Below are 19,424 nucleotides of genomic sequence, written 5' to 3'. Positions count from 1 at the left end.
TGACGGGCCGCCGACCAAGGCAAGAGCGACCCACCCAAGAGCCGAACGAGTCCGCCCCGGCCCCTACCGCCCCAACGCCGCCCGAAGCCCCGTCACCAGCTCCGGATCCTCAAAAGCGAACCCGTCCGCCAACAACCGCGTAGGCAGCACTCGCTGCGACACCAGCGGCCCCTCGTCCGCGAACTCCCGCAACACAAGCCGCAGAACCGGCGCCGGAACGACGAGGAACGAAGGCCGCCCCAACACCCCCGCGAGCCCTTTGGTGAACTCCGCGTTCGTCACCGGCGCAGGCGAAGTCAGGTTGACCGGCCCCGAAAGCTGAGAACCCCCCACCAGGTGGGAGAGCGCCCGCACCTCGTCCCGCAGCGTGATCCAGCTCATCCACTGCCGCCCGGACCCCAGCCGAGCCCCCAGCCCAAGCCGGAACAACGGCAGCAGCGGCTTCAGCATCCCTCCGCGGCCCGCCAGCACGATCCCCGTCCGAGGATGCACCACCCGGATCCCGGCCCGTGCCGCGGGTGCCGCGGCCGCCTCCCAGTCCGCGACGACCTGCGCGAGGAACCCGCCCCCCTGCGGGTCCTCCTCGTCCCGTGGCGCGTCCCCGGAAGGCCCGTAGAACCCCACGGCCGACCCGCTCACGAAGACCCGAGGCGGCGTGTCCAGCCCCGCCAGCGCGTTCGCGAGCAGCGCGGTGCCCTTGACCCGGCTGTCCCGGATCTCCTTCTTGTACGCGGCCGTCCACGGCCGGTCGCCGACGCCCGCGCCCGCCAGGTGCACGACGGCGTCGAAGCCCTCCAGCGCGGGCGTGTCGATCCGTCCGCCCGCCGGGTCCCAGAACACCTCGTCGGGGCCGGAGGGGGCGCGCCGCACCAGCCGGGAGACGGCGAAGCCCTCGCCGCGCAGCCGCGTGGCGAGGGCTTTACCGATCAGGCCAGAGGCACCCGAGATGATCGCTCGCATGCCCGAAGACTAGCCCTAGAGGCCGAGGTCCGACTCGAAGTGGCCCTCCTCCAGCCGGTTCTTGACCGTGGTGAGGAACCGGGCGGCGTCGGCGCCGTCCACGATCCGGTGGTCGTAGGTCAGCGCGAGGTAGACCATCGAGCGGATCGCGATGACCTCGCCCAGCGACGGGTCGTTCACCACGACCGGGCGCTTGACGACCGAGCCGGTGCCGAGGATGCCGACCTGCGGCTGGTTGATGATCGGCGTGTCGAACAGGGCGCCCCGGCTGCCGGTGTTGGTCAGCGTGAAGGTGCCGCCGCCCAGCTCGTCCGGGCTGACCCGGTTGGTCCGGGTGCGCTCGGCGAGGTCGGCGATCTTGCGCGCGATCCCGGCCAGGTTCAGTTCGCCCGCGTCCTTGATGACGGGGACGATCAGGCCCTTGTCGGTGTCCACCGCGAAGCCGAGGTGTTCGGCGTCGTGGTAGGTGACGGTGTTCTCCTGCGAGTCGATGACCGCGTTGACGTTCGGGTGCACCTTGAGCGCCTCGATGGTGGCGAGGGCGAAGAAGGGCATGAACGACAGCTTGACGCCCTCGCGCGCGAGGAAGTCGCCCTTGGCCCTGTCGCGCAGGCGGGCGATCTTGGTGACGTCGACCTCGACGACCGTCGTGAGCTGTGCGGAGACCTGGAGGGACTCCACCATGCGGCGGGCGATCGTCTGGCGCAGCCGCGACAGCTTCTCGGTCGTGCCGCGCTTGGCGGCGGCGGCCTCGGAGATGACGACGGGCGCGGGGGCGGGGGCCGGGACGGGCGTCGCGGCGGCGGCCGGGGCGGCGACGGGCGCGGCGGCCTTGGCCTTGGCGGCGTCCTGGACGTCCTGCTTGCGGATGCGGCCGCCGACGCCGGTGCCCTTGACCGTCGCGAGGTCCACGCCGAGCTCGGACGCCATCTTGCGGACGAGCGGCGTCACGTACGCGCCCTCGGCCTCGACGGCGGGAGCGGGCACGGACGCGGCGGGCGCGGCCGGCGCGGCGGGCGGCCACGCGGCGGGGGCGGGCGCCGGAGCGGGCGCGGGGACGGACGGCACGGGCGCCGGAGCCGCGACCGGCGGCGCGGGCGGGCCGGGCGGAGCAGGTGGCGCGGGCGGCGCCGGGGCGGGCTCAGGCTCCGGCGCGGGCGCCGGAGCGGCGGCGGGCGGAGCCGCGGGGGCCGCCGCCTCGCCCGCCTCGGCGATGGTCGCCAGCAGGGCGCCGACCTCGACCGTCTCGTCCTCGGCGACGGCGATGCTGGTCAGCACGCCGGCGGCGGGCGAGGGGATCTCGGTGTCGACCTTGTCGGTCGACACTTCGAGCAGCGGCTCGTCGACCTCGACGGTCTCCCCCTCTTTTTTGAGCCAGCGGGTGACGGTGCCCTCGGTGACGCTCTCACCGAGCTGCGGCATGGTGACGGAGACCGGCATGGTTCTCAGCGACTCCTCTATCGAACTGCTTCGTGGGCTGGGTTCAGCCGTGGACGTGCAGGGGCTTGCCGGCGAGCGCGAGCGCCGCCTCGCCGACGGCCTCGGACTGGGTCGGGTGCGCGTGGATGAGCTGCGCGACCTCGGAGGGCAGGGCTTCCCAGTTGTAGAGCAACTGGCCCTCGGTGACCAGCTCCCCGATTCTCGCACCGACCATGTGCACGCCCAGGATCGGGCCGTCCACCTCGGCGATCATCTTGACCTCGCCCTGGGTGCCCAGGATCTTGCTCTTGGGGTTGCCCGCGAGGTCGTAGGTGATCTCCTTGATCTCCAGCCCGAGTTCGCGCGCCTTGGCGGAGGTGATGCCGACGGAGGCCACCTCGGGGTTGGAGTAGGTGATGCGGGGGACGCCGTCGTAGTCGATGGGTGTCGGGTTGAGGCCGGCCAGCCGCTCGGCGACGAGGATGCCCTCGGCGAAGCCGACGTGCGCGAGCTGGAGGGTCGGGATGAGGTCGCCGACGGCGGAGATGGTCGGGACCGAGGTGCGGCAGTACTCGTCGACGACGACGAAGCCGCGGTCCAGCCGGACGCCCGTCTCCTCGAAGCCCAGGCCGTCCGAGACCGGCCCGCGGCCCACGGCGACGAGCAGCAGCTCGGCGTCGATGGTCTTGCCGTTCTCCAGGCTGACGGTGACGCCGGTGTCGGTGGTCTTGGCGCCCGCGAAGCGCACGCCGATCTCGAACTTGATGCCGCGCTTGCGGAAGGCCCGCTCCAGGCGCTTGGAGGAGGTCTCCTCCTCCAGCGGCAGCAGGTGCGGGAGCGCCTCGACGATGGTGACCTCGGCGCCGAACGAGCGCCACACCGAGGCGAACTCGACGCCGATGACGCCGCCGCCCAGGATGACGACGGACGACGGCACCCGGTCGAGTTCCAGGGCGTGGTCGCTGGAGATGACGCGGTCGCCGTCGATCTCCAGGCCGGGCAGCGACTTGGGGTACGAGCCGGTGGCGAGCAGGAGGTGCGCGCCCTCGTAGAGGTCGTCGCCGACCGCGACGGTGGTCGGCGAGGCCAGGCGGCCGAGCCCGTTGACGATCTCGATGCCCTTGGACTTGATCAGCCCGGTGAGGCCCTTGACCGTGGTGGAGACGATCTTGTTCTTGTAGCCCTGGACGCCTTCGACGTCGATGCCCTCGAACGTCGCCTTGATGCCGTAGTTCTTCGCCTCGTTGATCTCGTCGGCGACCTCGGCGGCGTGCAGCAGCGCCTTGGTGGGGATGCAACCCCGGTTCAGGCAGGTGCCTCCGAGGACGGAGTCCTTCTCGATCAAGGCGACGCGCATGCCCAGCTCGGACGCGCGTAGCGCCGCGGCGTAGCCCCCGCTCCCGCCTCCGAGTACGACGAGGTCGTACGGGCCCTTGTTCGCCACTGGATGCTCCTTATTCCGATCCACACTGATCACCCGGCGGGGTGTAGCCGAGCCGAGAAGTGCCAGGTAGGACAATCTTTTCACTTGTACTGACCGGTAGGTCCCGGCGGTGCATGAGACGGGTCACAGGTTCCCGTCCGCCACCTCCCGGGCGAGGCGGACGAGGGTCCGGGTCGCGGCCCCCGTGCCGCCCTTGGGCGTGTAGCCGTAGGGCTCGCCCTTGTTGAAGGCGGGCCCGGCGATGTCCAGATGGGCCCAACGCACCCCGTCGGGCACGAATTCCTTGAGGAAGATCCCGGCGGTGAGCATGCCGCCCCAGCGGTCGCCGGAGATGTTGGCGATGTCGGCGACGGGCGAGTCCAGGCCCTTGCGCAGCTCGTCGGGCAGCGGCATGCCCCAGGACTGCTCGCCGACGGACTCGGCGGCCGCGACGACCTTCTCGCGCACCTCGTCGTCGTTGGCCATGACGCCGGTGGTGCGCACGCCGAGCGCGACGAGGGCCGCGCCGGTGAGGGTGGCGACGTCCACGAGCAGGTGGGGGGAGTCCTCGGCGGAGCGGGCGAGCGCGTCGGCCATGACGAGGCGGCCTTCGGCGTCGGTGTTGAGGACCTCGACGGTCTTGCCGCCGTAGATGGTGATGACGTCGGAGGGCCGCTGCGCGGTGCCGGACGGCATGTTCTCCGCGATGGTCAGGTAGCCGATGACGTTGACCTTGGGCTTGAGCGTGGCGATGGCCTGGAGCGCCCCGAGGACGGCGCCCGCGCCGCCCATGTCGGACTTCATCCAGTCCATGCCCTCGGCGGGCTTGATGGAGATGCCGCCGGTGTCGAAGGTGATGCCCTTGCCGACGAACACGACGTTCTTGTCGGCCTCGGGGTGGGTGTAGGAGAGCCGGACCAGCCGGGGCGGGTTCACCGAGCCCTGCCCGACGCCCGCGATGCCGCCGTAGCCGCCGTCCACGAGCGCCTTCTCGTCGAGGATCTCGACGTCCAGGCCGGTGGCCTTGGCGACCCGGTCGGCGACGTCGGCGAGGTCCTCGGGGGACAGGTGCGACGGCGGCGTGTTCACCAGGTCGCGGACGAGGGTGACGGCCTCGGCGACGACGGCCTCCTCCGCCACCCGCGCCTGCGTCTCGGCGGGCGCGGCGACGAGGAGTTCGCCGACGGTCTCGGGCTGCTCGCCCGTCCGGTAGCGGCCGAAAGCGTAGTTGCCCAGCAGGGCGCCGGTGGCCACCGCGGCGGCCGCGTCGGCGTCGGCGGCGGGCAGTGCCAGCGCCGCGGTGCCCTTGCCCGCCAGCGCGCGCACGGCGGCTCCGGCGGCGCGGCGCAGCGTCTCGGCGGTGGGGTCCGCGCCCAGGCCGGCCGCGACGACGACGGGCGCGGGCAGCGCGCCCAGTGTCGGCAGCTTGTGCACCTCACCGGCCTTGCCGGTGGCGCCGACGGCCTTGAGCGCCTCGACCAGACGCCCGCCGAGCGCCGTGTCCACAGCCTCGGCGCCGGGCGCGAGGGAGGGACCTGGCAGGACGCCGACGACGACGGCGTCGACGTCGAGGGAGGCGGGATCGTTCTGGGTGAGCTTGAGATTCGTCGTCACGCCTCTCGACCTTACTCGCCCCCCGCACCTGTTTTCCCCGTTTCGATCAAGCGCCGCGCCCACCTCAGCGACCCAGCGTGAGGGCCACGAGGCACACCGCGACCGTGCCCTCGCACAGCGCGCCGAGCACGTCGCCGGTGATCCCGCCGAACCTGCGGACGAGGTGGCGCCGGAACAGCCCGGCGAGGAGGAGTCCCGCGAGCGGCGCGAGCGCGTAGGGCAGCGCCGCGCGCGGCGATCCGGTCCAGGCGAGCGCGGCGAGTCCGGCGCCGCCGAGCAGCAGGGCGGTCAGCACGGTGCCCGGACCGCGCGGGACGGTCCCGGCGACCATCGAGCCGAGCCCGTCGGGCCGGGCCGCGGGCACGTCGAGCGCGCAGGCCCGCACGATCGCGACGCGCCCGGCGACGGCGGCGACGACGAGCGCGAGCGCCGGTTCGGCGAGCGAGGCGACCGCCGCCACCTGGACGAGCGCCGTGAACACCAGGGCGAGCACCCCGAACGGCCCGATGTCGGACTTCTTCATGATCTCCAGGGCGGTCTCGGCGGGCCGTCCGCTGCCGAGCCCGTCGGCGACGTCGGCGAGCCCGTCCCAGTGCAGCCCGCGCGTCAGCGCCGCGCCCAGCCCGACCGCGAGCACCGCCGCGACCAGACCGCCCGCCCCCAACGCGTCCAGCCCCCAGAACACCGCGCCCTGGACGACCCCGACCGCGAGCCCGACGACGGGCGCCCACCGCATCGCCGCGCCGAACTCCGCCCGCCCGGCCCGCGAGTACCGCACCGGGACCACGCTGAGCAGCCCGAACGAAAGCCGCAACCCTCCAGGAATCCCCACGTCGGCCGACCCTACTCCTCCCGCCGCCCGCCCGCCGGGGTCAGAGCGGCAGGACGCGGCCCGCGACGACGAGGGCGACGGACTCGGAGGCGTCGGCCAGCCGCTGGTTGAGCGCGCCGAGCAGATCGCGGAACAGGCGCCCGGAGCGGGTCTCGGGGACGAGCGAGAGGCCGACCTCGTCGGTGACGGCCACGACGGTCGCCCGCGTGGCCCGCCAGGCGGAGACGAGCGCGTCCAGGTGGGGGAGCGCCGCCTCGGGCGAGTCCCAGGCCCCCGCCGTGTCCATCGTGGCGGCGAGCCAGGTTCCCAGGCCGTCGATCAGAAGCGCGTCACGCTCCTTCGAGAGCAGCGAGACGAGATCCGTAGTCTCCAGCGTCCCCCAGTGCGCGGGACGCCGCTCACGGTGCGCCCCCACCCGGCGCGCCCAGTCCGGATCGGAGTCCGCGACGGGCCCCGTCGCCACGTACGTCACCCGTGGATGCCCGGAAAGCCGCAGCTCCGCCTCCGCCGACTTGCCCGACCGTGAGCCGCCCAGCAGAAGGGTCCGCCCGGTAGGCGGACGACGCCAGAACTCCAGCCGCCGCGCCAGCTCCGCCTCGTTCCGCACCCGGTGGTCCACGTGCACCGCGTAGACGGCCGTCCCCGCTCCGACGGCCCCCCGCGCGCGCAGGGCCCCGAGATGGAACGGATCGGCGAGCAGGTCCAGCAGGACCGCCGCGAAAGTACTGTCTGAGACGGGCTCGGGCAGGCCGCCGGGCGCCGCGCACAGCAGCAGCGCCCCCGACGGCGCCCGCACCTCGCACCCGCCCGGAACCGGCGCCGCCTCCAGCCGGTCCAGCGGCACCCCGTCCACCCGGACCCGGAACGCGGCGTGCGGCGCGGCGGCGGCCGACCCGCACGACGCGCACCCGCAGTCCGGCACGGGCCAGCCCCCGGCGGAGGCGTCTCCCTCGATCTCGATGCGCACCCGACTATGATCGCGGGGCGGCCGTCCGCCGGGCTCACCGAACCCGGCGCGGGGCCGTGGCAGGGGCGGTAGTCGGTCGAGGGGAGCGCGGTGCAGATGGCGTGGAGCTGGCGGTACGAGAAGGCCGACGGAACGGTGGTCCCGACCACCGGGCTCCCTGACGTGCAGGAGCAGCCCGAATACCAGAGCACGCAGAGCGACGCCGAGAGCTGGCTCGGCGAGCACTGGCGGGTCCTCGCCGAGGCGGGCGTCGCCCAGGTCTGGCTGCTGGACGACGACCGCACGGTGTACGGCCCGCTGAGACTGGCGCTCGACTAGGGCCGCGGCTTCGGCGACTGGGTGAGGGCCGGGTCCCGTACGACGGCGTCGCCCAGCACCGCGTCGATCTCGGCGAGCAGCTCGGGCGCCAGCTTGACGCCCGCGGCCTTGACGTTGTCGTGGACCTGCTCGGGCCGGGACGCCCCGATGATCGCGGCGGACACGTTCGGGTTCTGCAGCACCCACGCGACGGCGAGCTGAGCCATGGACAGCCCCGCCTTGTCCGCGATCGGCCGCAGCCGCCGCACCCGCTCCAGCACCTCGTCGCGCATCCAGGCGCGGACCATGTCGGCGCCGCCCTTGTCGTCGGTCGCGCGTGATCCGGCGGGCGGCGCCTGCCCCGGCAGGTACTTGCCGGTGAGGACGCCCTGGGCGATCGGCGACCAGACGATCTGGCCGATTCCCTCGCGCTCGGACAGAGGCACGACCTCGGCCTCGATGACGCGGTGCAGCATCGAGTACTGCGGCTGGTTGGAGATGATCCGGTCGAAGCCGCGCTCGTCGGCGATCCGCAGCGCCGCCTCGATCTCCTCGGCGCGCCACTCCGAGACCCCGACGTACAGCGCCTTGCCCTGCCGGACGACGTCCTCGAAGGCGCGCACGGTCTCTTCCAGCGGCGTCTCGTGGTCGAACCTGTGCGCCTGGTACAGGTCCACGTAGTCGGTGCCCAGACGGCGCAGGGAGCCGTTGATCGACTCCATGACGTGCTTGCGGGACAGGCCCCTGTCGTTCGGTCCTGAACCGGTCGGCCAGTAGACCTTGGTGAAGATCTCCAGCGACTCACGCCGGACGCCCTTCAGCGCCCGGCCGAGCACCTCCTCCGCGCGGGTCCCGGCGTAGACGTCGGCGGTGTCGAACGTGGTGATCCCCGCGTCGAGGGCGGCGGCGACGCAGGCGCGCGCCGCGTCCTCCTCGACCTGGGAGCCGTGTGTGATCCAGTTGCCGTAGGCGATCTCGGAGATCTTCAGGCCGCTGTGGCCCAGGTTGCGGAATTCCATGATCCCGATCCTAGGACGCCCGAAACCCGCTCAGACCAGGTGCTTCTCGCCCGGCTTGCGGCGCGGGTTCGGCAGCCGCAGCCGCCGGATCTGCAGCGACCTGGACGCCGCGTACAGGCCGACGCCCTTGACGGCCTCGTCCGGGAACCGCTCCCTGGCGATCCGCTTGACCGACTGGGACAGCAGCAGGCTCTCGGTGAGCACCACGGCCAGCAGGACCGGCGGAACCAGCACAAAGAACACCTGGGTGGCGGGGTGCGGCACAAAGCTCGCCATGACCACCACGAACATGATCAGCATGAGGTAGGAGCCGACCGTGCGGCGCGAGTCCACGTAGTCGCGGGCGAACGCCCGGACGGGGCCCTGGTCGCGCTTGGGCAGGTACTTCTCGTCGCCCCTGGCCATGCCCTCGCGGACCTTGGCGCGGTCGCGGGCCTGCCGTTCGCGCACCTGCTTGTACGCCTCTTTACGGTCCTTGGGCGCCACCACGCGCTGGTTGCGGCGGCTCTTCTCGGCCTCCGCGCGCTTGGGCGTGGGACGGCCCTTGCCGCCCTCCTTCGTAGGGAGGTCTTCGGCCGTCTCGGGGGTCTGCGGGGTTGCACCGCCACGTCGGAACACAGAACGAAGGATATTTGATGTCGATACCGGTGAGGAACCTCGTAGATCCCCCGAGCGTCGAAAGCGTAGGGTGAAGAGGGAGCCCGACCCGTATCACGAAGGGACGTCCGCGCGCGATGAGCGTGATGAAGCGAATGTCGATGATCTTCAGATCCAAGGCCAACAGGGCGTTGGACCAACTGGAGGATCCGCGGGAGACCCTGGACTACTCCTACCAGCGCCAGGTGGAGATGCTCCAGAAGGTGAGGCGGGGCGTGGCCGACGTGGCGACCTCCCGCAAGCGCCTGGAGCTCCAGATCTCGCGGATCGAAGGAGAGCACAACAAACTGACCGAGCAGGGCCGCAAGGCGCTGCAACTGGGCCGTGAGGACCTCGCGCGGTCGGCGCTGGAGCGCCGTGCGGGCCTCGACTCCCAGCTGAGCGACCTGCGGGTGCAGTACCAGCAGTTGCAGGGCGAGGAGGAGAAGCTGGTCCTGGCGGCCCAGCGGCTCCAGGCCAAGGTCGACGCCTTCCGCACCCGGAAGGAGACGATCAAGGCCACCTACACCGCCGCCGAGGCGCAGACCAGGATCAACGAGGCGTTCAGCGGCATCTCCGAGGAGATGGGCGACGTGGGCCTCGCGGTCCAGCGCGCCGAGGACCGCACCGCGCAGCTCCAGGCCCGCGCCGGGGCGATCGACGAGCTGCTGGCGTCGGGCGCGCTCGACGACTTCAGCGGCCCGCGCGACGACATCCAGGCCGAACTCGACAGGGTCGGGTCCAGCACCGGTGTGGAGTTGGAGCTGGAGCGGCTCAAGGCCGAGCTGGGCCAGGGCGGTGCGCCCAAGCAGCTCGACCCGGGCGCCCAGCAGGCGCCGCAGGGGCAGCAGCAGCCGCACGACCAGAGGCCGCAGCAGGGGGGCTGAGCGATGATCGTCCGGATCATGGGCGAGGGGCAGATCGAGCTCGACGAGAGCGCGCTGCCCGAGCTGAACAAACTGGACGACGCCCTGGAGGCGACGATCGAGCGGGCGGACGACGCGGCCTTCCGGGACGCGCTGGCCGCCCTGCTCGAAAGCGTCCGCGAGGCGGGCAGCCCGCTGCCCGACGACAGCCTTGAGCCGTCGGACTTCATCCTGCCGCCCGCCGACGCGCACATCGACGACGTCAGGAACATGCTCGGCGACTCCGGCCTCATCCCGGACTGACCCGGGAGACCGGCGTCGTCCGGGAGGGGGACACGGGCGTCATACGCGTGATCCCCGGCGCACCCGATCCGGGACCGCACGGTCCCGGATCAAAGGTGCGTGTTACTACGGCAGGGCTAGCATCTGGTCGAGGGCGACGCGGGCGTAGTGGGCGGTGTCGGCGTCCACCGTGATCTGGTTGGGCACCTCGCCCCGGACCAGCGACTCCAGCGCCCACACCAGGTGGGGCAGGTCGATCCGGTTCATGGTCGAGCAGAAGCACACGGCCTTGTCCAGGAACATCACGTTCTTGTCCGGGTGTGCGTTCGCCAGCCGCTTGACGAGGTTCAGTTCGGTCCCGATGGCCCAGGCGCTGCCGGGCTCGGCGGCCTCCAGCGCCCTGATGATGTACTCGGTCGAGCCGACGTAGTCCGCGCCCGTCACGACGTCGTGGCGGCACTCGGGGTGCACCAGCACGTTGACGCCCGGCACCCGCGCGCGGACCTCCTCCACCGACGCCCGGGTGAACCGCCCGTGCACCGAGCAGTGCCCCTGCCAAAGGATCATCTTCGCGTTCCGGAGCTGCTCGACGGTCAGCCCGCCGTTCGGGCGGCGCGGGTTGTAGACGACGCAGTCCTCCAGCGTCATGCCCATCTCCAGCACCGCGGTGTTGCGGCCGAGGTGCTGGTCGGGCAGGAACAGGACCTGCTCGCCCCGCGCGAAGGCCCAGTCCAGGGCCCGCTTGGCGTTCGAGGAGGTGCACACCACACCGCCGCGCCTGCCCACGAACCCCTTGATGTCGGCCGAGGAGTTCATGTAGGTGACCGGCACGACCCGGTCGGCGATCCCGGCGTCGGCGAGGGCGTCCCAGCAGTCCTCGACCTGGTCGAACGTCGCCATGTCGGCCATCGAGCAGCCCGCCGCGAGGTCGGGAAGGATGACCTTCTGCTCGGCGGTGGTGAGGATGTCGGCGGACTCGGCCATGAAGTGCACGCCGCAGAAGACGATGTGGGGCGCGTCGGGCCGGGCCGCGGCGTCGCGGGCCAGCTTGAAGGAGTCGCCCGTGACGTCGGCGAACTGGATGACCTCGTCACGCTGGTAGTGGTGGCCGAGGATGAAGACGCTGTCGCCGAGCGCGGCCTTGGCGGCGCGGGCACGTTCCACCAGCGCCGGGTCGGAGGCCGCCGGCAGGTCGCCGGGGCAGTCCACGCCCCGCTCGCTCGCGGGGTCGGCGCCCTGGCCGAGGAAGAGCAGTGGCAGATCGGTGGTGGTCGTCACGGGGGCTCCCTTCCCGCGAACGGGGGACTTATCGTCGTTCTGACGACACCCATGTAACCACAAGGCCGGACATGTGGGTGAATCCGGGGTGCCCCTGGGCTTCGGGGAGGCACCCGTGGCACCATGAAAAAATCCCGCCGTGTGGGGAAGAACCCCGCGGGCAGGTACGTTGTCATTCGAAGCAGTCCCACTGCCAAGCACACTCGCCCCGCACCGGGAGTACATGAACATGACGGAGATCAGCACTCAGCAGGGGATCGTCCTCACCGACGCCGCCGCGCAGAAGATCAAGGCTCTGCTGGAGCAGGAGGGCAGGGACGACCTCGCGCTGCGCGTCGCCGTGCAGCCCGGCGGCTGCTCCGGCCTGATCTACCAGCTGTTCTTCGACGAGCGTTCGCTGGACGGCGACGTCGTCGCCGACTTCGACGGCGTCAGCGTGGTCACCGACCGGATGAGCGCCCCCTACCTGGGCGGCGCCACCGTGGACTTCGTCGACACCATCGAGAAGCAGGGCTTCACGATCGACAACCCGAACGCCACCGGTTCCTGCGCCTGCGGCGACAGCTTCTCCTGAGCTGGCGGCGTTTCGGGGCGTCCACTGCCGGACGGCGGTCGCGCGCGGCCGGAGGGTGTTCAGCCCTCCCGGGGCCTGGCACAGTACGCTGTGCAGGCCCTTTTTCTTTCCCCGCATGAGGAGAGCACAGCCGTGCGCATCGCCGTGACAGGCTCCATCGCGACCGACCATCTGATGACCTTCCCGGGGCGGTTCTCCGACCAGCTGCTGCCGGACCAGCTCGCGCAGGTCTCGCTCTCCTTCCTGGTCGACGAACTGGAGATCCGCAGGGGCGGCATCGCCGCCAACATCTCCTTCGGCCTCGGTTCGCTCGGCCTGAACCCGTTGCTCGTCGGCTCGGTCGGCGCCGACTTCGCCGACTACCGCGCCTGGCTGGAGCGGCACGGCGTGGACTGCTCCGGCGTGCACACCTCCGAGCTGCGGCACACCGCCCGGTTCATGTGCACCACCGACACCGACCACAACCAGATCGCCTCGTTCTACGCGGGCGCGATGGCCGAGGCCCGCAACATCGAGCTGTCCCCGCTCGGCGACCTCGACCTCGTCCTGGTCAGCCCGAACGACCCCGAGGCGATGGTCCGGCACACCGACGAGTGCCGCGAGCGCGGCATCCCGTTCGCCGCCGACCCGTCCCAGCAGCTCGCCCGGATGGACGGCGCGGAGGTGCGGCGGCTGCTCGGCGGCGCCCGCTACCTGTTCACCAACGAGTACGAGAAGGCGCTCTGCGAGCAGAAGTCCGGCTGGACCGACGGCGACGTGCTGGACCGGGTCGAGATCCGGGTGACCACGATGGGCGCCAAGGGCGTCGTCATCGACCGCAAGGGCGAGCCCGGCCTGCACGTGCCCGCCGCGCCGGACGTCAACAAGGTCGAGCCGACCGGGGTCGGCGACGCGTTCCGCGCGGGTTTCCTCGCCGCCGTCGCCTGGGGCCTGGGCCTGGAGCGGGCCGCCCAGCTCGGCAACCTCGTGGCGGCGCACGCGCTGGAGACGGCGGGCGCCCAGGAGTACCAGCTCGACCGGGCCACCCTGGTCGAGCGGATGGCCGCCGCCTACGGCGCCGACGCGTCCGCCGAGGTCGCCGCGCACCTGTTGTAAGGGGCGCCTCGTCAGGGGCGGGCGCGCGGCCCGGTTCAGTAGTCGCGTTTGATGTGGAAGGCCCAGCCGCCCTGCGGCAGGGCCTCCTCCCGGACGAACGTCTGCGACTTCATCCGGCACCAGGCCGGGATGTCGGTGCGGGCCGCCGCGTCGTCGGCCTGCACCGCGACGACCTGGCCGAGCGGCACCTCACGGATCCGCTCGGCGAGCATGATGATCGGGATGGGGCACTTGCGGCCCAGCGCGTCGAGCACGAGGTAGGCGGGGGGCCCGGCGGGCACCGGGACGGGCTCGGGTACTGCCTGCTCGGCCTCGGCGGCGCGGCGGCGGCGGAAGCGCATGGTCTGCTTCCCTTCTGGCGGTGCGGTCAGGAGGTCACGCCCGCACTACGGCGCAACCGGACCACCGCCTCGGGCAGGACGGCGAGGAACCGGTCGACGTCCGCGGCGGTCGCTCCCCGGGGCAGCGATACCCGGACGTTGCCATGGGTAATCACTCCCATGGCCTCCAGTACATGGCTAGGACGAAGGCTATCCGCAGTACAGGAACTTCCTGAGGAAACCTCAAAACCAAGCCTGTCCAGTTCGGTGACGATCGCCTCACCTTCCACATAGAGGACGGAGAACGTCACCAGGTGGGGCAGGCGTCGTACGGGATCGCCGACGATCTCGACGTCCGCGACGAGCCGGGGCACCTCGGCCCTGATCCGCTCGACGAGTTCCCGGTGCAGGGCGCCCGCCGCGCCGGACTCGGCCGTCGCCGCCTCCAGGGTCGCCGCCGTCGCCGCGGCCGCCGGCACGTTCTCGAACCCCGGCACCCGCCTGCCCTCGCGCTCGTCCTCGGGCAGCGGCGAGCGCCACCGGGTGCCCTTGCGCACGACGAGCAGGCCCAGGCCCGGCGGCCCGCCGAACTTGTGCGCGCTGCCCGCCAGCAGCGACCAGCCGTCCGGGACGGCGACGCGCCCGAGCGACTGCGCCGCGTCGACAAAAAGGGGAACACCCGCCGCCCGGCACGCCGCCGCCACCTCCGCGACGGGCTGGACCGTGCCCACCTCGTGGTTGGCCGACTGAAGGCAGGTTAGCGCGGTGTCGGGCCGCAGCGCCGCGGCGAACGCGGCGGGATCGACCCGCCCGTACAGGTCCACCGGGACCGTCGTCACCGCGCCGCCGTCCCGCTCGTGCGCCTCGGCCGCGTGCAACACGCTGGAGTGCTCGACCGCGCTCACCACCAGGTGCCTTCCGACCCGCCGCCTGCCCGCGAGCGCGCCCAGCACCGCCAGGTGGACGGCCTGCGTGCCCGACGTGGTGAAGCTCAGCTCGTCCGGGCGCACCGACAGCAGCGACGCGATCCGCGACCGTGCCTGATCCAGTAGCATTCTGGCCCGTCGTCCCGATCCGTACAGACGCGCCGGATCGGCCCAGCCGGTCGCGTACGCGTCGAGCAGCGCGGAACGTGCGGCGGGATGCAGCGGTTCGGTCGAGGCGGCGTCGAAAAAAGGCACACCACGACACTAACGGGGGTCCCGGCGGGGACTCTCCGGACACCCGCGCTAATGTGTCCACCACAACGAGGGAACTAGTGAATTGCAGCCGCCCGGGGGAAGCTCCCGGGCTTCATCTGTGGGGAAGGCAATCCGTGAGTCCGACCCGCTCTAGGGAGCGGCGTACGCCAGTGAGTGGCCGCCGCCGAGCGCTGAGCAGCGCGTCCGCGCTGGCTCTGCTGGCGATGGCGGCCACCGCCTGCGACGCCGAAGAATGGAAGCGCGTAGGCTTCCCCGAGCCCTCCAGCGAGCAGGCGCATCGCATGCTGACGCTGTGGCAGGGCACGTGGATCGCCGCGGGCGCCGTCGGCGTCGTCGTCCTGGCCCTGATCATCTGGGCAGTGTTGTTCCACCGCAAGCGGAAGGGCCAGGAGGGCCTTCCCAAGCAGGTGCGCTACAACCTGCCGGTCGAGATGCTCTACACCGCCGTGCCGTTCGTCATCATCGGCGTCCTGTTCTTCTACACCGCGCGTGACCAGAGTTACGTCGAGGACCTGAAGGACAACCCGGACGTCACCGTCGACGTCATCGGCTACCAGTGGAGCTGGCAGTTCGACTACATCGGCGACCAGTTCAAGAAGGCCGACGGCACACCGGTCAGCATCGTCGGAACTCCGACCGCCCCCGACGCCCCCGGCGGCACCGGCAACGGCGAGAAGCCCGTGCTGGTCCTCCCGGTGAACAAGACCGTCCACTTCAACCTCAAGTCGGACAACGTCATTCACTCGTTCTGGGTTCCCGCGTTCCTGTACAAGAAGGACGTCATGCCCGGCTTCGAGAACCAGTTCCAGCTCAAGCCGACCAAGACCGGTACCTATGAGGGCCGGTGCGCCGAGCTGTGCGGTGTCGACCACACGCGGATGCTGTTCCAGGTGAAGGTCGTGACGCAGGGCGAGTTCGACGCCTACATCGCCGAGCAGAAGGGCGGAGGCGCGCAGTGACCGCGATCTCAGAGCAGCCCGCCGCGATCGCGGGCGGCCAGCGCACCAGCAAGGGCCGGCTGGTCGTCAACTGGATCACGTCGACGGACCACAAGGTCATCGGCTACCTGTACATCATCACCTCGTTCTCGTTCTTCCTCATCGGCGGCGTGATGGCGCTGGTGATGCGCGCCGAGCTGTTCGCGCCCGGCCAGGACTACGTGAGCAACGAGCAGTTCAACCAGCTGTTCACCATGCACGGCACGATCATGCTGCTGATGTTCGCGACGCCGCTGTTCGCGGGCTTCGCCAACGTCATCATGCCGCTGCAGATCGGCTCGCCCGACGTGGCGTTCCCGCGCATGAACATGCTGGCGTACTGGTTCTACCTGTTCGGCAGCCTCATCGTCGTCGCCGCGTTCTTCACGCCGGACGGCGCCGCCAGCTTCGGCTGGTTCGCCTACGCGCCGCTGTCGGACTCGGTCCGCTCGCCCGGCATCGGCGGCGACATGTGGGTGGTCGGCCTGACCCTGTCGGGTCTCGGCACCATCCTGGGCGCCGTCAACTTCATCACCACCATCATCGGGATGCGCGCGCCCGGCATGACGATGTTCCGTCTGCCGATCTTCGTGTGGAACGTCCTGCTGACGTCGCTGCTGGTCCTGCTGGCCTTCCCGGTGCTGGCCGCGGCGCTGCTCGCGCTGTACGCCGACCGCAAGTTCGGCGCGCACGTCTTCGACGCCAGCCACGGCGGCGCGATCCTGTGGCAGCACCTGTTCTGGTTCTTCGGGCACCCCGAGGTGTACATCCTCGCGCTGCCGTTCTTCGGCATCGTCACCGAGATCCTGCCGGTGTTCAGCCGCAAGCCCATCTTCGGCTACATCGGCCTGGTCGGCGCGACGATCACCATCGCGGGCCTGTCCATCACCGTGTGGGCGCACCACATGTACGTGACGGGCCAGGTGCTCCTGCCGTTCTTCTCGTTCATGACGTTCCTCATCGCGGTGCCGACCGGTGTGAAGTACTTCAACTGGATCGGCACGATCTGGCGCGGCCACCTGACGTTCGAGACGCCGATGCTGTTCTCGCTCGGCTTCCTCGTGACGTTCCTGTTCGGCGGCCTGACCGGCGTCATCCTCGCCTCGCCGCCGCTGGACTTCCAGCTGTCGGACTCCTACTTCGTCGTGGCGCACTTCCACTACGTCGTCTTCGGCACCGTGGTGTTCGCGATGTTCGCGGGCTTCTACTTCTGGTGGCCGAAGTGGACCGGCAAGATGCTGAACGAGACGTGGGGCAAGATCCACTTCTGGACGCTGTTCGTCGGCTTCCACATGACCTTCCTCGTCCAGCACTGGCTGGGCGCCGAGGGCATGCCGCGCCGCTACGCCGACTACTCGGCGGAGTTCACCGGCCTGAACCAGCTCTCCACGGTCGGCTCGTTCCTGCTGGGCGCCTCGATGCTGCCGTTCTTCTACAACGTGTACATCACGTGGCGGAAGGGCAAGAAGGTCGAGGTCGACGACCCGTGGGGCTACGGCTGCTCGCTGGAGTGGGCGACGTCCTGCCCGCCGCCGCGGCACAACTTCACCTCCATCCCGAAGATCCGCTCCGAGCGTCCCGCGTTCGACCTGCACCACGCGGCCGAGGCCGCGCGGGCGGCCGAGCTGGCGGGTGTCGACCTCGCGGCGATCGAGGGCGGGTCCGAGAAGAAGGGGGGGCACTGATCCATGCGCTTCCAGGCGTTCATGTTCTACGGGTGCGGGGTCTTCTTCCTCATCACCGACATCGTCTACTGGTACTTCTCGGGCGAGTGGACCGGCACGACCGCGATGGCGCTGTCCGTCGGCCTCGCGTTCATGATCGGCGCGTACCTGCACTTCACGATCAACCGTGTCGAGCGGCTGCGCGGCGTCGAGCTGCCCGAGGACGACAAGCTCGGTGAGATCGCCGACTCGGCCGGCGACCAGGGTTTCTACAGCCCGCACAGCTGGTGGCCGCTGTGGGTCGGCCTGTCCGCGGCGACCCTGTGCCTCGGCATGATCTTCGGCGCGTGGCTCATGCTGCTGGGCGGCGCGCTGCTGATCCTGACCTCGATCGGCTTTGTGTTCGAGTACTACCGGGGCCAGTACGTGGCCTGACCCGCCACGGCCGGGCAAAACCTTGCGCCGAAGGCCGGTGTCGTCCCAGGGACGGCACCGGCCTTCGGCATACTTGCGTTCCGTCACCGGACGCGCACCCGTCGATGTTTCCGGGCACGCGCACCACGGGTATCAAGATCGCAGGACGCGGAGGGCCCGCGTCTCTCGCTGTGGTCTTCGCATGGCCCAGGACGGGACGACACACAGGAGGTTGCACGGTGCAGGTCAACCGCGCCGCGAGGAGGGTCGGGGCCGCCGGGCTGCTCCTGGCCCCACTGCTCGCCAGCTGCTCCAGTGAGAAGTCGGCTCCGCCCGAGGCGGCCGTGGTCATCTCCCCGGCCAACGCGGGCACGGTACAGCCCGACACGCCCGTCACCGTGACGGCGAGCCGGGGCTCGCTCCAGGCCGTCACTGTCAGGGACGCGCAGGGCAACGTCGTGGTGGGCGACCTGGCGGCCGACAGGTCGTCGTGGAGGTCCCGCTACCCGCTCCAGCCGGGCGGGCAGTACGCCGTCACCGCCGCGGTGTTCGGCGCCGACAGCCAGGTGCAGACGGCCGAGTCGGCGTTCCGCACGGACAAGCCGCAGACGACGGCGGCCACCAAGATCCTGTTCCCCGACGCCAAGGAGACCGTCGGCGTCGGCATGCCCATCAAGATCGACTTCGACCGCGAGGTCACCAACAAGGAGGCCGTCGAGCGGGCCCTGGAGGTGCGCTCGTCCAAGCCGGTCGAGGGCGCCTGGCGCTGGTTCGACGACAAGAGCGTCATTTTCCGGACCAAGGAGAACTGGCCGGCGCACACCCAGGTGCGGCTCATCGGCCACCTGGCGGGCGTGCAGCTCGCCAAGGGCGTCTACGGGGAGCAGAACCTCGACCGCGCCTTCCGGATCGGCGAGCGGATCGAGAGCGTCGGCAACGCCAGGACGCACAAGGTCGAGGTGAGGATCGCCGGGAAGAAGGCACGTACCATGCCCGCCAGCATGGGCAAGGGCGGGGTCCGCAAGTACATCACCACCAACGGCAACCACCTGACCATGGAGAAGGAGTACATGACCGTCATGACGTCGCCGGACGCCGGCCCCGGAGACGCGGGCTACTACCGGATGAACGTCTACTGGACGGTCCGCATCTCCAACAGCGGCGAGTACCTGCACAGCGCGCCCTGGTCGGTGGGCTCGCAGGGGGCGGCGAACGTCAGCCACGGCTGCATCAACCTGTCGCCGGAGAACGCCAAGTGGTTCCACAAGATCAGCCACCGCGGCGACCCGGTGAAGATCGTCGGCACCGACCGCGAGCTGGAGCCGGAGAACGGCTGGGGCTACTGGCAGCTGAACTGGAAGGACTGGCTGAAGAACAGCCGGGCCAAGGCCGTCACCACCGCCGGGCTCGACGGCACCGCGCACGCCGCCGCGCAGGCCGAGGCCGCCGCCTCGGTGCAGGGCGGCGCGCCCGCCACCCCGGCCGCCGAGACGTCCAAGGCGCCCGCCTCGGCCCCCTGAGGCCCGGCCCGGGGGAGGACCGGAACGCAGAAAAGGGGCCCGCGGGCCCCTTTTCGCGTTGTCCG

At 71.0% G+C, this 19,424-nt stretch carries 20 protein-coding genes; 9 read left to right on the top strand and 11 right to left on the bottom strand.

Going from position 1 to position 19,424, the window contains the following annotated elements:
• Nucleotides 1–63: 63 nt before the first annotated feature.
• From LO762_RS17690 to LO762_RS33555, 6 genes are all read right to left on the bottom strand, one after another.
• Nucleotides 64–960 carry a TIGR01777 family oxidoreductase gene (locus tag LO762_RS17690; RefSeq protein ID WP_230616450.1) on the bottom strand — a complete coding sequence of 299 codons (897 nt, stop codon included), beginning with the start codon at nucleotides 958–960 and terminating at the stop codon, nucleotides 64–66.
• A gap of 15 nt (nucleotides 961–975) precedes the next feature.
• Nucleotides 976–2,400 carry a 2-oxoglutarate dehydrogenase, E2 component, dihydrolipoamide succinyltransferase gene (sucB, locus tag LO762_RS17685; RefSeq protein WP_230616449.1) on the bottom strand — a complete coding sequence of 475 codons (1,425 nt, stop codon included), beginning with the start codon at nucleotides 2,398–2,400 and terminating at the stop codon, nucleotides 976–978.
• Between the two features lie 43 nt (nucleotides 2,401–2,443).
• Nucleotides 2,444–3,823, bottom strand: a complete 1,380-nt coding sequence (gene lpdA, locus LO762_RS17680) for a dihydrolipoyl dehydrogenase (protein ID WP_230616448.1) — start codon at nucleotides 3,821–3,823, stop codon at nucleotides 2,444–2,446.
• 123 nt (nucleotides 3,824–3,946) lie between these two features.
• A complete protein-coding gene (locus tag LO762_RS17675) occupies nucleotides 3,947–5,416 on the bottom strand; it encodes a leucyl aminopeptidase (RefSeq protein WP_230616447.1) in 1,470 nt (489 codons plus the stop codon).
• Nucleotides 5,417–5,480: 64 nt separating this feature from the next.
• Nucleotides 5,481–6,248 carry an adenosylcobinamide-GDP ribazoletransferase gene (locus tag LO762_RS17670; RefSeq protein ID WP_230616446.1) on the bottom strand — a complete coding sequence of 256 codons (768 nt, stop codon included), beginning with the start codon at nucleotides 6,246–6,248 and terminating at the stop codon, nucleotides 5,481–5,483.
• A gap of 40 nt (nucleotides 6,249–6,288) precedes the next feature.
• Nucleotides 6,289–7,215, bottom strand: coding sequence for a bifunctional adenosylcobinamide kinase/adenosylcobinamide-phosphate guanylyltransferase (locus tag LO762_RS33555; protein ID WP_230616445.1), 927 nt, complete (start codon nucleotides 7,213–7,215; stop codon nucleotides 6,289–6,291).
• Nucleotides 7,216–7,311: 96 nt separating this feature from the next.
• Between LO762_RS33555 and LO762_RS17660 the strand changes: the two genes are divergently transcribed.
• Nucleotides 7,312–7,533, top strand: a complete 222-nt coding sequence (locus tag LO762_RS17660) for a hypothetical protein (protein ID WP_230616721.1) — start codon at nucleotides 7,312–7,314, stop codon at nucleotides 7,531–7,533.
• Here LO762_RS17660 and LO762_RS17655 read toward each other — a convergent pair.
• Complete coding sequence (locus LO762_RS17655; RefSeq protein WP_230616444.1) at nucleotides 7,530–8,531, bottom strand: aldo/keto reductase family protein; 1,002 nt, start codon at nucleotides 8,529–8,531, stop codon at nucleotides 7,530–7,532. The genes LO762_RS17660 and LO762_RS17655 overlap by 4 nt on opposite strands.
• Before the next feature lie 30 nt (nucleotides 8,532–8,561).
• Nucleotides 8,562–9,149 carry a DUF3043 domain-containing protein gene (locus LO762_RS17650; RefSeq protein WP_230616443.1) on the bottom strand — a complete coding sequence of 196 codons (588 nt, stop codon included), beginning with the start codon at nucleotides 9,147–9,149 and terminating at the stop codon, nucleotides 8,562–8,564.
• Between the two features lie 116 nt (nucleotides 9,150–9,265).
• On the opposite strand from LO762_RS17650, the gene LO762_RS17645 reads away from it, so the two are divergent.
• Together LO762_RS17645 and LO762_RS17640 are read left to right on the top strand one after the other, a co-directional pair.
• Nucleotides 9,266–10,054 (top strand): PspA/IM30 family protein, encoded by a 789-nt coding sequence (locus LO762_RS17645; protein ID WP_230616442.1) that lies wholly within the window; start codon nucleotides 9,266–9,268, stop codon nucleotides 10,052–10,054.
• Between the two features lie 3 nt (nucleotides 10,055–10,057).
• Nucleotides 10,058–10,336: a hypothetical protein gene (locus tag LO762_RS17640; RefSeq protein ID WP_230616441.1), complete on the top strand. Its 279-nt coding sequence runs from the start codon at nucleotides 10,058–10,060 to the stop codon at nucleotides 10,334–10,336.
• A gap of 105 nt (nucleotides 10,337–10,441) precedes the next feature.
• On the opposite strand, the gene nadA is transcribed toward LO762_RS17640, so the two are convergent.
• On the bottom strand, nucleotides 10,442–11,593 hold the full coding sequence (nadA, locus tag LO762_RS17635) for a quinolinate synthase NadA (protein ID WP_230616440.1): 1,152 nt from the start codon (nucleotides 11,591–11,593) through the stop codon (nucleotides 10,442–10,444).
• Nucleotides 11,594–11,822: 229 nt separating this feature from the next.
• Here nadA and erpA point away from each other — a divergent pair, with 229 nt between their 5' ends.
• Entirely contained in the window at nucleotides 11,823–12,167 is a 345-nt protein-coding gene (gene erpA / locus LO762_RS17630; protein WP_255686242.1) for an iron-sulfur cluster insertion protein ErpA, read from the top strand.
• 132 nt (nucleotides 12,168–12,299) lie between these two features.
• Complete coding sequence (locus LO762_RS17625; protein ID WP_230616438.1) at nucleotides 12,300–13,262, top strand: carbohydrate kinase family protein; 963 nt, start codon at nucleotides 12,300–12,302, stop codon at nucleotides 13,260–13,262.
• Nucleotides 13,263–13,297: 35 nt separating this feature from the next.
• Here the strand turns inward: LO762_RS17625 and LO762_RS17620 are convergent, their stop codons facing one another.
• Together LO762_RS17620 and LO762_RS17615 are read right to left on the bottom strand one after the other, a co-directional pair.
• Entirely contained in the window at nucleotides 13,298–13,603 is a 306-nt protein-coding gene (locus LO762_RS17620; protein ID WP_230616437.1) for a sulfurtransferase TusA family protein, read from the bottom strand.
• 26 nt (nucleotides 13,604–13,629) lie between these two features.
• Complete coding sequence (locus LO762_RS17615; RefSeq protein ID WP_230616436.1) at nucleotides 13,630–14,763, bottom strand: aminotransferase class V-fold PLP-dependent enzyme; 1,134 nt, start codon at nucleotides 14,761–14,763, stop codon at nucleotides 13,630–13,632.
• 170 nt (nucleotides 14,764–14,933) lie between these two features.
• On the opposite strand from LO762_RS17615, the gene coxB reads away from it, so the two are divergent.
• The 4 genes from coxB to LO762_RS17595 all read left to right on the top strand — a co-directional run bounded on the left by coxB (nucleotide 14,934) and on the right by LO762_RS17595 (nucleotide 19,359).
• The gene (gene coxB, locus LO762_RS17610) at nucleotides 14,934–15,743 is read left to right on the top strand and encodes a cytochrome c oxidase subunit II (protein WP_230616435.1); all 810 of its coding nucleotides are present in this window, start codon (nucleotides 14,934–14,936) and stop codon (nucleotides 15,741–15,743) included.
• Nucleotides 15,740–17,446 (top strand): cytochrome c oxidase subunit I, encoded by a 1,707-nt coding sequence (gene ctaD, locus LO762_RS17605; RefSeq protein WP_230616434.1) that lies wholly within the window; start codon nucleotides 15,740–15,742, stop codon nucleotides 17,444–17,446. Before coxB ends, ctaD begins: the two co-directional genes overlap by 4 nt.
• Before the next feature lie 3 nt (nucleotides 17,447–17,449).
• Nucleotides 17,450–17,860, top strand: coding sequence for a cytochrome c oxidase subunit 4 (locus tag LO762_RS17600; RefSeq protein ID WP_230616433.1), 411 nt, complete (start codon nucleotides 17,450–17,452; stop codon nucleotides 17,858–17,860).
• Between the two features lie 218 nt (nucleotides 17,861–18,078).
• Nucleotides 18,079–19,359 (top strand): Ig-like domain-containing protein, encoded by a 1,281-nt coding sequence (locus tag LO762_RS17595; RefSeq protein ID WP_230616432.1) that lies wholly within the window; start codon nucleotides 18,079–18,081, stop codon nucleotides 19,357–19,359.
• The last annotated feature ends 65 nt before the right edge of the window (nucleotides 19,360–19,424 follow it).

Source organism: Actinocorallia sp. API 0066 (genome assembly GCF_020991275.1).
In the GTDB taxonomy this organism is placed as follows: domain Bacteria; phylum Actinomycetota; class Actinomycetes; order Streptosporangiales; family Streptosporangiaceae; genus Actinocorallia.
This window is presented reverse-complemented; position numbering and strand designations above follow the sequence as displayed.